Origin of the sequence: Streptomyces virginiae (assembly GCF_000720455.1) — a bacterium.
Classification (GTDB): domain Bacteria; phylum Actinomycetota; class Actinomycetes; order Streptomycetales; family Streptomycetaceae; genus Streptomyces; species Streptomyces virginiae.
This window is the reverse complement of the sequence record NZ_JOAK01000054.1, coordinates 1-14,656: the sequence shown is the minus strand read 5'-3', so window position 1 is coordinate 14,656 and position 14,656 is coordinate 1. Positions and strand designations below refer to the sequence as shown.

General features: G+C 73.4%; 13 protein-coding genes. 8 read left to right on the top strand and 5 right to left on the bottom strand.

The features are described 5' to 3' along the window. Positions 1-410: 410 nt before the first annotated feature. Together IG86_RS0137095 and IG86_RS0137090 are read left to right on the top strand one after the other, a co-directional pair. Positions 411-1,148, top strand: a complete 738-nt coding sequence (locus IG86_RS0137095; RefSeq protein ID WP_030902790.1) for an enoyl-CoA hydratase family protein — start codon at positions 411-413, stop codon at positions 1,146-1,148. After that, a complete protein-coding gene (locus tag IG86_RS0137090) occupies positions 1,136-1,762 on the top strand; it encodes a TetR/AcrR family transcriptional regulator (protein WP_030833943.1) in 627 nt (208 codons plus the stop codon). The genes IG86_RS0137095 and IG86_RS0137090 overlap by 13 nt, the downstream gene beginning before the upstream one ends. 124 nt (positions 1,763-1,886) lie before the next feature. On the opposite strand, the gene IG86_RS0137085 is transcribed toward IG86_RS0137090, so the two are convergent. Further along, positions 1,887-2,993, bottom strand: a complete 1,107-nt coding sequence (locus IG86_RS0137085) for a citrate synthase 2 (protein ID WP_030833940.1) — start codon at positions 2,991-2,993, stop codon at positions 1,887-1,889. Positions 2,994-3,193: 200 nt separating this feature from the next. On the opposite strand from IG86_RS0137085, the gene pdxH reads away from it, so the two are divergent. Further along, positions 3,194-3,856, top strand: a complete 663-nt coding sequence (pdxH, locus tag IG86_RS0137080; RefSeq protein ID WP_030833937.1) for a pyridoxamine 5'-phosphate oxidase — start codon at positions 3,194-3,196, stop codon at positions 3,854-3,856. Between the two features lie 507 nt (positions 3,857-4,363). Continuing rightward, positions 4,364-5,692: a PAS domain-containing protein gene (locus IG86_RS0137075; protein WP_037849992.1), complete on the top strand. Its 1,329-nt coding sequence runs from the start codon at positions 4,364-4,366 to the stop codon at positions 5,690-5,692. On the opposite strand, the gene IG86_RS0137070 is transcribed toward IG86_RS0137075, so the two are convergent. Then, positions 5,686-6,441 (bottom strand): SIS domain-containing protein, encoded by a 756-nt coding sequence (locus IG86_RS0137070; protein ID WP_030833925.1) that lies wholly within the window; start codon positions 6,439-6,441, stop codon positions 5,686-5,688. The two genes, IG86_RS0137075 and IG86_RS0137070, sit on opposite strands and share 7 nt — an antisense overlap. A 210-nt stretch (positions 6,442-6,651) precedes the next feature. Between IG86_RS0137070 and IG86_RS0137065 the strand changes: the two genes are divergently transcribed. The 3 genes from IG86_RS0137065 to IG86_RS0137055 all read left to right on the top strand — a co-directional run bounded on the left by IG86_RS0137065 (position 6,652) and on the right by IG86_RS0137055 (position 9,498). Beyond that, positions 6,652-7,344, top strand: coding sequence for an iron-dependent transcriptional repressor DtxR (locus tag IG86_RS0137065; protein WP_030833923.1), 693 nt, complete (start codon positions 6,652-6,654; stop codon positions 7,342-7,344). 300 nt (positions 7,345-7,644) lie between these two features. Further along, complete coding sequence (locus IG86_RS0137060) at positions 7,645-8,520, top strand: alpha/beta fold hydrolase (protein ID WP_030833920.1); 876 nt, start codon at positions 7,645-7,647, stop codon at positions 8,518-8,520. Between the two features lie 459 nt (positions 8,521-8,979). Further along, positions 8,980-9,498: a hypothetical protein gene (locus IG86_RS0137055; RefSeq protein ID WP_030902784.1), complete on the top strand. Its 519-nt coding sequence runs from the start codon at positions 8,980-8,982 to the stop codon at positions 9,496-9,498. A gap of 107 nt (positions 9,499-9,605) precedes the next feature. Here the strand turns inward: IG86_RS0137055 and IG86_RS0137050 are convergent, their stop codons facing one another. The 3 genes from IG86_RS0137050 to IG86_RS0137035 all read right to left on the bottom strand — a co-directional run bounded on the left by IG86_RS0137050 (position 9,606) and on the right by IG86_RS0137035 (position 12,956). Beyond that, positions 9,606-11,312 (bottom strand): transporter, encoded by a 1,707-nt coding sequence (locus IG86_RS0137050; RefSeq protein WP_244306265.1) that lies wholly within the window; start codon positions 11,310-11,312, stop codon positions 9,606-9,608. Continuing rightward, positions 11,309-12,151: an ABC transporter ATP-binding protein gene (locus tag IG86_RS0137040; RefSeq protein ID WP_030902778.1), complete on the bottom strand. Its 843-nt coding sequence runs from the start codon at positions 12,149-12,151 to the stop codon at positions 11,309-11,311. Before IG86_RS0137040 ends, IG86_RS0137050 begins: the two co-directional genes overlap by 4 nt. Before the next feature lie 124 nt (positions 12,152-12,275). After that, a complete protein-coding gene (locus tag IG86_RS0137035; protein ID WP_037849995.1) occupies positions 12,276-12,956 on the bottom strand; it encodes a bifunctional DNA primase/polymerase in 681 nt (226 codons plus the stop codon). Between the two features lie 222 nt (positions 12,957-13,178). Between IG86_RS0137035 and IG86_RS0137030 the strand changes: the two genes are divergently transcribed. Continuing rightward, complete coding sequence (locus IG86_RS0137030; protein ID WP_030833907.1) at positions 13,179-14,549, top strand: NsdA family TPR-like regulatory protein; 1,371 nt, start codon at positions 13,179-13,181, stop codon at positions 14,547-14,549. Positions 14,550-14,656: the final 107 nt, after the last annotated feature.

The following is a 14,656-nucleotide window of genomic DNA, read 5'->3' as shown; positions in this document are numbered from 1 at the left end:
CGGTGGGGTGGGGGCACGTAGGAGGGTCCCCGCAGGACGAGGCGCGACCACCGGGCACAGCCGCGAGGTGCCCGCACGCGCCGAGCCGAGGAGACCCTCGTACGGGGCACCACCCCACACCGGCACACCGCCAAGCACCCCGACGGGCCCGGGCCGTACACCGCCGAGCAAGCCCGCAGGGCACCGGCAAGCACCCCGACGGGCCAGGGCCGTACACCACCGAGCAGGCCCGCAGGGCACCCCGTAGGGGACCGGCCCGGGCCGTGCACCGCCGAGCAGGCCCGCAGGGCAGCCCGCAGGGGACGGGCCCGGGCCGTACACCGCCGAGCAAGCCCGCAGGGCACCCCGCAGGGGGAGCGCATACGCTCCCCCGAAGACCCCGCGCACCCAGCGACCGCTCCGGAGGAGCCATGGCCACACCCGTCCACGCCACAACGGCGGCCGGAGTCACCACACTCACCCTCGACTCCCCGGCCAACCGCAACGCCCTCTCCGCGGAGCTCGTCGCCGAGCTCCGCGCCGCCTTCGCCGCGGCCGGGGCCGACCCGGCCGTTCGGGCCGTCGTCCTCACCCACACCGGCGGCACCTTCTGCTCCGGGGCCGACCTCAAGTCCCCCTTCGACCCGGCCGACTTCGTGGCCCTGCTCCGCGAGATCGCCGAGCTGCCCAAGCCCGTCGTCGCCCGTGTCACCGGCCACGTCCGGGCCGGCGGCCTCGGCCTGCTCGGCGTCTGCGACATCACCGCCGCCGGGCCGCAGTCCTCGTACGCCTTCACGGAGACCCACCTGGGCGTGGTCCCCGCCGTCATCTCCGCACCGCTCCTGCCCCGCCTGGACCCGCGCGCCGCAGCCCGGTACTTCCTGACGGCCGAGGCGTTCGACGCCGCCGAGGCCGCACGGATCGGGCTGCTCACCCTTCACGGGGACGACGTCGACGAGATCCTCGCGCCCGTCCTCGCGGGCCTGCGCAAGGCCGGCCCCCAGGCGCTCGCCGCGACCAGGCGACTGGTCACCGCCCGCGTGCGCGCGGCCCTCGCACAGGACGGCATCGCCCTCACCGAGCTGTCCGCGCACCACTTCGCCTCCGCCGAGGCCCGCGAGGGCATCACCGCCCGCTTCGAGCGCCGGGACCCGTCATGGGCCCTGTGACCGACAGCCCCACGACCGGCCCGGCCGCCGCGGCCACCACCGGCCCCAAGCAGGCGCGCAGCCGCGTCACCCGCCGCCACCTCCTGGAGGCGGCGGTGTCCTGCCTCGCGGAGCACGGCTGGGCCGGCTCCACCGTCTCCGCCGTCGCCGAACGCGCCGGCGTCTCGCGCGGAGCGGCCCAGCACCACTTCCCGACCCGCGAGGACCTGTTCACCGCCGCCGTCGAGTACGTCGCCGAGGAACGCTCCACCGCCCTGCGCGACCTCTTCCACGCCGGCCCGGCCGCCCGCCCGGCCGTGGTGGAGGCACTGGTCGACCTGTACACGGGCGCCCTCTTCCGGGCCGCGCTGCAGCTGTGGGTCGCCGCCTCCAACGAGGAGCAGTTGCGGCCCCGGGTCACCGAGCTGGAGGCCCGGGTCGGCCGCGAGACCCACCGCATCGCCGTCGAACTGCTGGGCGCCGACGAGTCCGTGCCGGGCGTACGGGAGACCGTGCAGGGCCTCCTCGACATGGCCCGGGGCCTGGGCCTGGCGAACGTCCTGACCGACGACGCCGCCCGCCGGGCCCGTGTCGTGGCGCAGTGGTCCCGGATCCTCGACACGGCCCTCGGCTGAGCCGGTCCGGTCGGCCGGAGGCGCCGCCCGTCAGCCGCCGGCCCGCCCGCAGACGCGACGGGGGCGCCGCGCCCGGAGGGAATCCGGGACGCGGCGCCCCCGCGGGGTGCGGCTGCCGAGCCGGTCAGGCGGTGTCGGCGATGTCGGCGTAGCCCTCGATCTCCTGCGGGTTGCGCCGGCCCGGCCCCGTGTAGCGGGCCGACGGGCGCACCAGGCGGCCGGTGCGCTTCTGCTCCAGGATGTGCGCCGACCAGCCCGCGGTACGGGCGCAGCTGAACATCGAGGTGAACATGTGCGCCGGGACCTCCGCGAAGTCCAGCATGATCGCGGCCCAGAACTCCACGTTGGTGGCGAGCACCCGGTCGGGGCGACGCGCGTGCAGCTCCTCCAGGGCGGCCTTCTCCAGCGCGGCGGCCACCTCGTAGCGCGGCGCGTCCAGCTCCTTGGCGGTGCGGCGCAGCACGCGGGCGCGCGGGTCCTCGGCGCGGTAGACGCGGTGCCCGAAGCCCATCAGGCGCTCGCCCTTGTCCAGGGCCTTCTTCACGTACGCCACCGCGTCACCGGTGCGCTCGATCTCCTCGATCATGCCGAGCACGCGGGACGGCGCCCCGCCGTGCAGCGGGCCCGACATGGCGCCGACGGCGCCGGACAGCGCCGCGGCGACATCCGCCCCGGTCGAGGCGATGACGCGCGCGGTGAAGGTGGAGGCGTTCATGCCGTGCTCGGCGGCGGACGTCCAGTACGCGTCGACGGCCTTGACGTGCTTCGGGTCCGGCTCGCCCCGCCAGCGGATCATGAACCGCTCGACGACGGACTCGGCCTTGTCGATCTCGCGCTGCGGGACCATCGGCAGGCCCTGGCCGCGGGCGGACTGGGCGACGTACGACAGCGCCATCACGGCCGCGCGCGCCAGGTCGTCGCGGGCGGTCTGCTCGTCGATGTCCAGCAGCGGTTTCAGACCCCACACGGGGGCGAGCATCGCGAGCGCGGACTGCACGTCGACGCGGATGTCACCGGAGTGGACCGGGATGGGGAACGGCTCGGCGGCCGGCAGGCCGGGGTTGAAAGCACCGTCGACCAGCAGGCCCCACACGTTCCCGAAGGAGACGTGGCCGACGAGGTCTTCGATGTCGACACCCCGGTAGCGGAGCGATCCGCCTTCCTTGTCGGGTTCGGCGATCTCCGTCTCGAACGCGACGACCCCTTCGAGCCCGGGTACGAAGTCGGACATCAGGCGGCTCCTCAGATAGTGCGAACACGCGCGGCTCCCGGCGTGACTCGCGGTCCGGCGCGGTCATCCCCGTTGATGCCCGGCACGGCCGATGGTCACCCGTGCGGGGGCCTTCGGACCGGCCCCAAGATTTTGGCGGCTGCGCCCCGACTGCGGAAGCGTGACATACGGCACACCGTCGCCGGTCCACCTGCGGCAGGATGGCTGGCGTGACCGATCAGGACATTGACCCCGCCATGATGCGCAAGCAGTACCGCTCGGAGATCGTCCACGAGGAGAGCCTCGCCGAGGACCCCATGGAGCAGTTCACCCGGTGGTTCCAGCAGGCGGCCGACTCGCACCTCTTCGAACCGAACGCCATGGTCGTCTCGACGGCCACCCACGACGGACGGCCCAGCTCGCGCACGGTGCTGCTGAAGCAGTTCGACAGCAGGGGCTTCGTCTTCTTCACCAACTACGCCTCCCGCAAGGGCCGGGAGCTCGCGGAGAACCCGCACGTCGCGCTGCTCTTCCCCTGGCACCCCATCGCCCGCCAGGTGATCGTCACCGGCACGGCGTCCCGTATCGGCCGCGACGAGACGGCGGCGTACTTCCGGTCCCGGCCGCACGGCTCCCAGCTGGGCGCCTGGGCGAGCGAGCAGTCGAGCGTGATCGGCTCCCGCGCGGAGCTGGACCACCGCTACGCCGAGCTGGCCGCGCGCTACCCGGAGGGCGAGCAGGTCCCGGTCCCGCCGGAGTGGGGCGGGCTGCGGGTGGTCCCGCAGGAGGTCGAGTTCTGGCAGGGCCACGAGAACCGGCTGCACGACCGGCTGCACTACGTCCTGGAGGGCGAGAAGTGGCGCCTGGAAAGGCTCTGCCCGTAGCCGCGGCGCAAAAGTGGCCGCAGCGGAAAAGCAGACGACCCGCGGGCTCGGGTTCCTCTCCTGCAGTGAGAGGAGCCGGCCGGACGTACCGGCGAGCCCGCGGGTCGGGTGACTGCTTGGGATTGGCGCCGGGCGATCCGCCGGGCACCGCACTGGGTGCGCTACTGACGACGGGCCCTAGCCCGCAGCCACCTCACGCGTCCGGTTTCCGTACATTGCGGGAACCACCTCCCTTCTCGTGTGCCTCAGAGCCTAGGCAGGCACGGCGACGGCCACAACCGTTTTTGTTTCCCGTTCTCGGCGAGTGAGCGTGCCGCCACGGAAACGGTCGGAGCTCGCCTTCGGTGCCTTCACCCTCATCGCGGGGATCGTCCTCACGGCACGGCCCACCGGACCGGCCTGACCGGATTTCGCGTCCCCAATCCGGCGAAAGCGGTGTGGTGTGGGTCACGTTCGAGTTCAATGATCTGACGTGCCGCATACGCCAACACCTGCTGGGGGTTCCAGGTGAGTGCTTCCGGACGTGACGAGACCACCGACGATCTGCTCGCCGCGCTGCTGGACGGGATGGACGCAGCGCTGTGCGCCTTCGACTCCGACGGCGTGATCACCCACTGGAACCGTGAGGCCGAACGGATCCTGGGCTGGTCCGCCGGGGAGGCCGTGGGGCGCAAGGGCTTCGAGGGGTGGGCGGTGCGGGCCGCCGACGCGCAGGACGTGCACGACAGACTGATGTCCGCGCAGCACGTGCCCGGGCGCCAGGTCCACGAGTTCGCGCTGCTCACCAAGGACGGCGGGCGCGTCCTGGTGCGGACGCAGTCCGCCGGGGTGCCGGGTGCGGACGGCAGGCCCGCAGGGGTGTACTGCGCCTTCAGCGAGGTGCACGCGCAGATCGATCTGGAGCGGTCCATCGCGCTGAGCGAGGCGCTGATGGAGGACGCCTCCTGGGGCGTCGTCCTCGTCGACGTCGACCTGCGGCCCGCCGTGGTCAACGCGCACGCCGCGCGGGCCTTCGGGACCGGCCGCACCGCCCTGCTCGGCCGGCCCCTCGGGGAGCTGCTGACCCAGGGCGTGGAGGAGCTGGAGGGTGCGCTGCAGCACGTGCTCGCGGAGGGGGCGCCGCCCGCGCCCGTGGAGATGTGGGTGTCGGTGCGCACCGCGGAGGGCGTGCGGCGCCGGTGCTGGCGCTGCGGGTTCGTGCGGCTGGCCTCGCCGCTCGCGGAGGAACCGGTGCCGCTGGGCGTCGGCTGGCTGCTCCAGGACGTCACCGAGGCCCGGCAGGAGCAGCTCGACGCCGCGCAGGCGCGGTTCCGGTCCCACCAGCTGCACCGGGCGGGGCGGGCCGCCGCCGAGTGCGAGGATCCGGCGGAGGCGGCGGCCGTACGCCTGGACTTCGCGCTCGCCGGCTTCGCCGAGCACGCGCTGCTGGACGTACTGGCCCCCGCGGGCGACTCCGAGCGGCGTCGGCTCGTACGGTGCGCGGCGTCGCCGCCCGCGCTGCCGGGGCCCGGTTCGATCCCCGTACGGTACGTGGCCGGGCACCCGGCGTTGCAGGCGCTGGACCGGATCGGCTCGGTGCGCACCAGCGCCCCGCGCGGTGAGGCGGACGCGGAGTGGGCGCGGGTGCGGCAGTGGCCCGAGGGCGCGGCGCACGTGCTGTGCACGGTGCTGCGCAGCCGGGGGCGGACCCTGGGGGCGCTGACGTTCCTGCGGGGGCCCTCGCGGGTGGCGTTCGAGCGTGCGGACGCCGCGTACGCGGAGGAGGTCGCGGCCCGCGTGGCGGCGGACCTGGACCTGGCGGCGGGCGTCGGGGCGGGCCCCGGGGCCCCTCAGTGACGGAAGAAGATCCGGTCGCCGTACTCCTGCATGACGCGGCCGTTCCATTCGTGGCCGCCGTCGACGTTGCCCGAGCGCAGGAGCGGGGGCTCCAGGCCGCGGGCGGCGAGTTCGCCGGCGGCCGTGGCCATGACGGCCTGCATGATCGCGCTGGTGACGACGGTGGAGGCGGGGGCGAAGGGGGCGTCGATGCCGTCGAGGCTCAGCTCCGCGTCACCGACCGCGATCTTGCTGTCGAGGACGACGTCGCAGTGGTCCTTGAGGAAGGTGCCGGAGACGTGCCGTGAGCGGGTGCCGGTGGCGTACGCGACCGAGGTGACGCCGATGACCTTGAGACCGATGGCACGGGCGTTCATGGCCATCTCGACGGGCAGTGCGTTGCGCCCGGAGAGGGAGATGATCACGAGGACGTCGCCGTCGGAGGCGGGGCTGCTGTCGAGGACGGCGCCGGCGAGGCCGTCGACGCGTTCGAGGGCGCTGCCCAGGGTGGCGGGCATGACGTCGACGCCGGCGGTGCCGGGGACGGCGAGGAAGTTCATCAGGGCCAGGCCGCCGGCCCGGTAGACGACGTCCTGGGCGGGCAGTGAGGAGTGGCCGGCGCCGAAGGCGAAGAGGCGGTTGCCGGCGGCGACGGCGTCGGCGATGAGGGTGCCGGCCTCGGCGATGCGCGGGGCCTCCTCGTCCCGGGCCCGCTCCAGCAGGCCGATGGCGGCGTCGAAGAACTGACCGGCCAGCTTGCTCTCGCTCATACGCCGAAGGCCCTTCCAGAGGTGGGGTGCGTCCGTGTCCGCCGCTCACCGTGCGGTCTGGACCAAGGGCGTGTCAATACGGCCGTCAATCCCGTGTGCGAAGGGCCGGGGGACGTCCGGGACGGGTCTTGACCCACGGCACGGGACGGTTGTCCGCCCGATGCGTCAGAATTGGGGACAGGGCCAGCGCACGCAATCCGAGGGGCACGAATGTCCGGACTGATCGATACCACGGAGATGTATCTCCGCACCATCCTCGAGCTGGAAGAGGAAGGCGTGGTCCCCATGCGCGCCCGGATCGCCGAGAGGCTGGACCAGAGCGGGCCGACGGTGAGCCAGACGGTGGCGCGCATGGAACGGGACGGTCTGGTGGCCGTGGCCACGGACCGGCACCTGGAGCTGACGGACGAGGGCCGGCGGCTGGCGACGCGCGTGATGCGCAAGCACCGGCTCGCCGAGTGCCTGCTCGTCGACGTCATCGGGCTGGAGTGGGAGCAGGTGCACGCCGAGGCCTGCCGGTGGGAGCACGTGATGAGCGAGGCGGTGGAGCGGCGGGTGCTGGAGCTGCTGCGCCACCCGACCGAGTCGCCGTACGGGAACCCGATTCCGGGGCTGGAGGAGCTGGGCGAGAAGGCGGAGGCCGAGCCCTTCCTGGAGGACGGCATGATCAGCCTGTCCGAACTCGACCCGGGCCCCGAGGGCAAGACGGTGGTCGTGCGGCGGATCGGGGAGCCGATCCAGACGGACGCCCAGCTGATGTACACGCTGCGGCGGGCGGGCGTGCAGCCCGGCTCGGTGGTGAGCGTGACCGAGTCCCCGGGGGGTGTGCTGGTCGGCAGCGGTGGCGAGGCCGCCGAGCTGGAGGCCGAGATCGCCTCGCACGTGTTCGTGGCGAAGCGCTGACCCTGGGGTCCGCGTCCGTAGGGTCCCCACTCGTACGGATCGGCCTTGGTGTGGGCGGTCCCGGCGCCTTGCGGCGCCGGGACCGGTCCTCCCCTGTGTGACCTGGAGCCCCGAGCTCTCAAGGTCGTCCCCACGGACCGTCTTCCCCGAGCGGCCCGCCTCCCTGTTGAAAGGATCTCCATCGGCAGCGGCGGCCAATCCTTGAGCAAGGTCACTCGAAAGAGCGGTGTTGTGGGCGAGAACCCCGTTTTCGAATGGGGGTTCGATAGTCTGGCGGGGAGCGAAGGGGGTGCATCTGCGGTGGTACAGCGCATCGATGTGACAGGGGCCGAAGGTGTCCGGCTGGCCGCCTGGCAGTTCCGAGAACCGGTCCCCGAAGCCGACCCCCGCCCCGGCGTGCTGTTACTGCACGGCCTGATGGGCCGCGCCTCCCACTGGGCCGGCACCGCCCACTGGCTCGGCGAACGCCGCCGCGTCGTCGCCCTGGACCAGCGCGGCCACGGCCACAGCGACCGCCCGCCCGCCGGTGCCGCCCCGCACACCACCCTGGGCCGCGAGGCCTTCGTGGCCGACGCGGAAGCCGCCGTCGAACAGCTCGGCCTCGCCCCCGTCACCCTGATCGGCCACTCCATGGGCGCCCTCACCGCCTGGCAGCTCGCCGCCCGCCGCCCGGACCTGGTCGAGGCCCTCGTCATCTGCGACATGCGCGCCTCGGCCCTCGGCGCGGCCTCCCAGCGCGAATGGGAGGACTGGTTCCACCTCTGGCCCCTCCCCTTCCCCACCCAGGACGCGGCCCGCCGCTGGTTCGGCGAGGACGACCCCCGCGTGGAGCGCCCCGACCCCGGCCGCGGCGCCTTCTTCGCCGAGGTCATGCACGAGTCCGCGGACGGCTGGCGCCCGCTCTTCTCCCGCCGCCAGATGCTGACGGCCCGCGAGACCTGGGTCCACGACGCCCACTGGGAGGAGCTGGCCCAGGTCCGCTGCCCGACCCTGGTGGTCCGCGGCCTGGACGGCGAACTGGGCCGCGCCGAGGCCCAGGAGATGGTCCGCGTCCTCCCGGCCGGCCGCTACGCGGAGATCCCCGACGCCGGCCACTACCTCCACTACGACCAGCCGGCAGCCTGGCGCGCCGTCCTGGAACCCTTCCTGGACGACATCCCGGCCCCCGCCCCCTGACCCCGGCCCTTTCCGGAACCGCGGTGTACGCGCAGAAGTCCGGATGCTCACCCTTCCACCCCGCATTGGAGTAGAAGCGGGTGGCCTCCGGGAAGCGTGACATGACCACGCGTGCCCGGCGTTCCCTCTCAGGTCGATCCTGCTCGAACCACGAAGCCCTCGCCGCGTCCAGGCCGGGAAGGCCGAGCAGGACCAGTAGCGAGGGAACGGAGCCCTGCGGCACCGCGGTCACGCGCCGTCGGAACCGTTCCACGTCCGCCGGCGTCGAGGGCGCTTCGAGGAAGGGGAACAGCGGGTCGTTCCGACCATGCCTGCGCGGTGAGTTCGGTGATCGGCACTCCGGCGACCCTACAGAGGGAGCCTGTCAGCGGGATGTCAGCGGAGTGTTCGGGGGGTGTCAGGGGGGACGGCCATGGTTTCCACGTCGCCAGGCAAACACCTGAGAAACGAGGAACCCCGATGAACGCCGTCGCCGCCCCGCAGCTCCTGATCGCCCTCGCCTTCCTGAGCATTCCGCTCGTCCGCAGCCGCTACGGCAGCCGCGCACAGGCCGCCGTCGAGGCCGAGCTCGGGCGTCAGGGGGTGCGCACCACGGTCATGGCCGAGAACGGGATGCGCCTCGACGCGGGCGGCCACGAGACCTGGGCGCCCGTCGCGATCGCCACCGCCCTGGTCGTGCCCGCCGTCCTCGCGCTCGCCGGCAACTCCGCCGCGGACACGCTCACCTGGATCATCCAGCCGCTGGTCGTCCTCGTGAACTGCGTGATCCTCTACTCCAACCTCACCGCCGTGCCGTCCGTCACCGCCGCCTTCGCCCAGTCCGACGACGCCGAACTCCGGCGCGTCGACGTCAAGTCCATGCTCCGTGCCGCCGAGCGGGGCTTCCCCCGCTGGGTGATGCCGTACCTGCAGAACCTCCGCCACGGCATCGTCTTCGCCGGCTCCGCCGCCGCCCTCATCCTGCTCGCCGCCCGCTGACACCGGCCGATCCGCCTGGCGCCGCGCGACCACCCCACGCGAACGGGCCGGTCTCCGCCCCCACGAGGGGAGCGGAGACCGGCCCGTTTCCGGTGCGGCCGGCGACGTCAGCCCTTGCTCACCGCCGACAGGATCTCCGGCAGCTTGCGCGCCACCGTCGGCGCCGCGAGCCGCAGGCCCGCCCACGCCGCCAGCCAGCCCCAGGCCACGCCGACCGGGAGCACGATCCAGGACACGTCCCGGTGTTCGGCCATGTTCAGCCACACCGCCAGGGCGATCACCGGCCCGCACACCAGCGCCGACGCCAGCATCCCGCCGAGGATCCCGCCCCACGCGAGCCCCGCCTGCCCCGGGGCGACGTTCTTGAACGCGCCCTCCGTCGGGATGGAGTAGGGGAAGCGGGCCGAGGCCACGGCCCCCGTGCACAGCATCGAGCCCAGCAGGGCGAGGGCCACGCCCACGGCCGCGGGGAAGCCCTGCCAGTCGTCCAGCAGCGCGGCGGTGACCACCGTGACGAGGACCGTGTACGGGAGGGTGACCAGGGCCAGCGCGAAAGCACGGGCACGCAGCTCCACGTACGCGTCGCGGGTGCCGGAGATGGTCTGCGCGACCATCCAGAACGCCGAGGTGTCCTGCCCGAACTGGTTGTACATCTGCACGCCGAGCATGCCCGCGCCGAAGCTGCCGAGGTACACCGACCCCGTTCCCTGCAGCGCGTTGAAGACGGGCACGATCATCCCGATCGCCAGCGCCGTCACCCAGGCCGACTTCGTCTTCGGGTCCCGCACCACGTAGCGCAGGGCGCGCTGCATGGAGGCGCCCGTCCGGCCGGCGGGCAGCAACGACCAGAAGCCGCCGGCGCCACCGCGGTCCTTGACGGGCCCGGAGGCCGAGATCGTCGAGCCGTCCGGGGTGACCATCAGCCGGGTCAGGCTGCGCTCCCAGGACCACAGCAGGCCGGCCAGCGCGGCCAGGGTCAGCACCAGTTGGGCCGCCGCCAGGCCGTACGAGCCCTCGCTCACGGAGTCCACCATGCCGACGGCGGTCGCCGGCGGCAGCCACCGCACCACCGCCTCGACGGGCTCCAGCGCCGACAGGCCGCCCGCCTGGAAGAGGCTCTGGCTGGCGAAGTTGGCGAGCTGCGCGCCCACCGCGATGACCAGGCCGCTGAGGACCGCCAGGTCGCGCCCCTTGCGGCTGGTCAGCAGCCGCACGTTGGCCGTCGCCACGGCCCGCGCGATGATCACGCAGCCGAGCAGCAGCAGCGGTAGGGCCACCACCGCGGCCACCGCGCCGGCGGCGCCGCGCGCGACGGCTATCACCGAGCCGACCGCCAGGCACAGCGTGAACAGCGGTCCGATGCCGACGAGCGAGGACGCGAGCAGGGCCGCCACGAGGGGACGCGGCCGCAGCGGCAGCATCACCAGCCGGCTCGGGTCCAGCGTCTCGTCCCCGGTGGGGAAGAACAGCGGCATGAAGGCCCAGCCGAGCGCCAGGATCCCGGCCAGCAGGACCACCACGGTGCCCGCGTGCGCGTTGCCGCGCAGCAGGCCCAGGCCGAGCGTCATGAAGAAGCCGACCACCAGCGCGAAGGCCAGCGACGAGAAGTAGGCGGCCTTGCGCTTCGAGGAGCCCTTCAGGCCGTTGCGCAGCAGCGCCAGCTTGATGCGGACGAAGATCGGAGTCAGTGCGAGCAGCGCCACGGAGGCGGCCGGCCGGGCGGCGGTCCCGGCCGCGCCGGACACCCCCGAGGGCGCACCCGAAGGCGCACCCGAAGTACCGGAGGCCCCGGCGGAGGCGGCGGGCGCGCTCATCGCGTGACCGTCCCGGAGTTGCCGCCGAGCCAGTCCAGCGAGTCCCCGGACGCGTCCCGCCCGTGCGCGCCGACCAGTTCGAGGAAGGCGGCCTGCAGGGAGGGCGCGGAGCCCCGTACGTCGGCCAGCGGGCCCGCGGCGCGGATCCGGCCGGCGGCCATCACGGCCACCCAGTCGCACAGCGACTCGACGAGCTCCATCACGTGGGAGGAGAAGACGACCGTGGCACCGGACGCGGTGTAACGTTCCAGCACCCCGCGGATGGTCTGCGCCGACACCGGGTCGACGCCCTCGAACGGCTCGTCCAGGAACAGCACTTCGGGGTTGTGCAGCAGCGCCGCCGCCAGGCCGATCTTCTTCCGCATGCCGGTCGAGTAGTCGACGATCAGCTTGTGCTGCGAACCGGCGAGGTCGAGGACGTCCAGCAGCTGCGTCGCCCGCTTGTCGGTCTCCTCACCCGGCAGACCGCGCAGACGGCCCATGTAGCCGAGCAGTTCGCGCCCCGACAGCCGCTCGAAGAGCCGCAGTCCCTCGGGCAGTACGCCGATCCGCGCCTTCACCTCGGTCGGGTCGGCCCACACGTCGTGCCCGGCGACGACGACCCGCCCCATGTCGGGGCGCAGCAGTCCGGTCACCATCGACAGCGTTGTCGTCTTGCCCGCGCCGTTCGGCCCCACCAGGCCGATGAACTTGCCGGCGGGCAGCTCCAGGTCGATGCCGGCGACGGCCACCTGCTCGCCGAACCGCTTCCACAGACCTTCCACACGCACGGCGGACGGCGCGGTTCGCGCACCGTCCGTCCCGTACGTCCCACCCGTCGCATCGCCCTGGTCCGGCATGCGCCTGCCTCTCATCGCGTCCCCCTTGGTCGTTCCTTCTTCACGATAGGAGGAGGGGGAGAGGTCTCATCAGTTACTTATGTCATGAGTTTCCGGACGCATCGTCATCGCAGGGGAGCGCGGTTCACCCCTGGCGCCTCTTGCGTTCCGCCGCCGCCTCGCTGCCGCACGCGTACGCCAGCGCGTCGATCAGCTCCTCCGTGTCCGGGAGCCACCGGTTCGCGGGGGTGGGCCGGCGCGCCCACTGCACCGCGCCCCGTCCGCCGAAGCGGGTGGGCGGCGCGGCCACGTACTCGCCCTCGCCGCGGGCGGTCAGGTCGATCGCGGACGGCGTCCAGCCCAGCTTGCGCACGAGGTCCGCGACCTTGACGCCGGCGCCCGGCAGCACGAAGAACAGCATCCGGTGGTCGGGCGTCAGCGTGACCGGCCCGAGGGTGCGCTGCATCCGCTCCAGCCGGGCCAGCGCCAGGAAGCCGGCCGAGTCCGGCACGTCCAGCGCGTCGAAGCTCCGGCCCGTCGGCAGCAGGATCGACGCCTGCGGGTTCTTCCCCCAGACCCGGCGCACCTGCACCGCGCTGCCGGTGGCGTGCGCCGCCCAGTCCTTCACCGCCGGGTGCGCGCCGGGCGCCGGGCAGTCCGCGGCCCCGCAGGAGCACAGCTCCCGGCCGTCCCCGGGCTCCAACCAGGTGCCGGCGAAGACATCCCAGTGCCGTTCTTCCGCGTACCGCACGGCATGGTCCAGCAGCTGCTCGCCGCGCTGCTTGGGGATGGGTGCGGTCTCCGTGACTCCCATGGTCTCTTCCACGCCCATCACAACTGCCCGGCTCACCCGGGGTTACGGGCGTAAACCAGCCCGCGGGCGGAGCATCGATCCTGCATACGGGGCGCACTGATGCATGCGTGGGGGCGCGTAGGAGGCCGGGGCGCTGTTGCTGGGTAGCGACACGACGCAGAGCGGAAGATTCTCCGCACATCAGGCGGGAAGTGATCATTCCAACGGATCACCCGCGGTCAGCAGGGGGTTTTCATGGCAGCCAGGCCTCTCGTCGCCCGCCAGCCGAACGAACGGCTGCAGGCGCTCATCCAGGAAGCCGGGTGCTCCAACGCCGGGCTCGCCCGGCGCGTGAACATGTGCGGGGCCGAACACGGCCTCGATCTCCGCTACGACAAGACCTCCGTGGCGCGCTGGCTGCGCGGCCAGCAGCCGCGCGGCCGGGCACCCGGGATCATCGCCGAGGCGCTCGGACGCAAACTCGGCCGGACCGTCACCATCGACGAGATCGGCATGGCCAACGGCAAGAACCTCGCCTCCGGCATCGGCCTGCAGTTCTCCCCGACCGTGATCGGCGCGATCGAGCAGGTCTGCGAGCTGTGGCGCAGCGACGTCGGCCGCCGAGACTTCCTCGTGGGCTCCAGCGTGGCCGCGTCGGCGCTCGTCGAGCCGAGCCGCGACTGGCTGATCACCGGCGCCGACACCCAGGTGGCGCGCAGCGGCGGTTCGCGGGTCGGCATGTCGGACGTCGAGGCGGTACGGGCGACCACCGAAGCCCTCAAGGACCTCGACCACCGCTTCGGCAGCGGCCACGTACGGCCGGTGGTCGTGCACTACCTCAACTCGGTGGTGTCCGGCCTGATCGGCGGCTCCTACCGGGAACCCGTCGGGCGGGCCCTGTTCGCGGCGGTGGCCCGGCTGACGGAACTGGCGGGCTACATGGCGGTCGACACGGGCCAGCCGGGCCTGGCGCAGCGCTACTACATCCAGGCGCTGCGGCTGGCCCAGGCGGCGGGCGACCGGGCCTACGGGGGCTACGTACTGGCGGCGTCCATGAGCCACCTCGCCGCCGAACTCGGCAACCCGCGGGAGATCGCGCAGTTGGCGCGGGCCGCCCAGGAGGGGACCCGCGGGCAGGTCACCCCGCGGGTCGAGGCCATGTACTACGCCGCCGAGGCCCGCGGGCACGCGCTGCTGGGCGACGGCCGGGCGACGGGCGTGCTGTCCGCGCGGGCGCTGAGCGCGCTGGAGCGGGCGGAACCGGAGTCGGGCGACGACCCGGTGTGGATCCGCCACTTCGACGAGGCGTACCTCGCGGACGAGCTGGCCCACTGCCACCGGGACCTGGGGCAGGGGGACGCGGCGGCCCGCCAGGCGCAGGAGGCCCTGCGGGGCCTCCCGGCGGGCAAGGCCCGCCGCCGGGCCATCGGCCTGCTGCTGCTGGCGGCGGCGCAGGTGCAGCAGCGGGAGGTGGAACAGGCCTGCCAGACGGCCACGCAGGCGGCGGAACTGCTGGAGGGACTCCGCTCGAACCGGGGGGCGGAGTACCTGGTGGACTTCAGGACCCGCCTGGAGCCGTACCGGGAGGAGGCGGCGGTCCGCGAATTCGCCGCCCGAGTCGCCTGACGCCGCCCCGCCCCTGCCGCCCCCGAACCGGGGCTCCGCCCCGCACCCCGCGCCTCAATCGCCGGCGGGGCTGGATCGGACGGCGGTGGGAGGGGGCGGGGGCGGGG

Excerpts from the sequence above, each read along its gene's own strand:
- IG86_RS0137095 (WP_030902790.1), top strand. The coding sequence starts at position 411 with ATGGCCACACCCGTCCACGCCACAACGGCGGCCGGAGTCACCACACTC.
- IG86_RS0137090 (WP_030833943.1), top strand. The coding sequence starts at position 1,136 with ATGGGCCCTGTGACCGACAGCCCCACGACCGGCCCGGCCGCCGCGGCC.
- IG86_RS0137085 (WP_030833940.1), bottom strand. The coding sequence starts at position 2,993 with ATGTCCGACTTCGTACCCGGGCTCGAAGGGGTCGTCGCGTTCGAGACG.
- pdxH (WP_030833937.1), top strand. The coding sequence starts at position 3,194 with ATGGCTGGCGTGACCGATCAGGACATTGACCCCGCCATGATGCGCAAG.
- IG86_RS0137070 (WP_030833925.1), bottom strand. The coding sequence starts at position 6,441 with ATGAGCGAGAGCAAGCTGGCCGGTCAGTTCTTCGACGCCGCCATCGGC.
- IG86_RS0137065 (WP_030833923.1), top strand. The coding sequence starts at position 6,652 with ATGTCCGGACTGATCGATACCACGGAGATGTATCTCCGCACCATCCTC.
- IG86_RS0137055 (WP_030902784.1), top strand. The coding sequence starts at position 8,980 with ATGAACGCCGTCGCCGCCCCGCAGCTCCTGATCGCCCTCGCCTTCCTG.
- IG86_RS0137050 (WP_244306265.1), bottom strand. The coding sequence starts at position 11,312 with ATGAGCGCGCCCGCCGCCTCCGCCGGGGCCTCCGGTACTTCGGGTGCG.
- IG86_RS0137040 (WP_030902778.1), bottom strand. The coding sequence starts at position 12,151 with ATGCCGGACCAGGGCGATGCGACGGGTGGGACGTACGGGACGGACGGT.
- IG86_RS0137030 (WP_030833907.1), top strand. The coding sequence starts at position 13,179 with ATGGCAGCCAGGCCTCTCGTCGCCCGCCAGCCGAACGAACGGCTGCAG.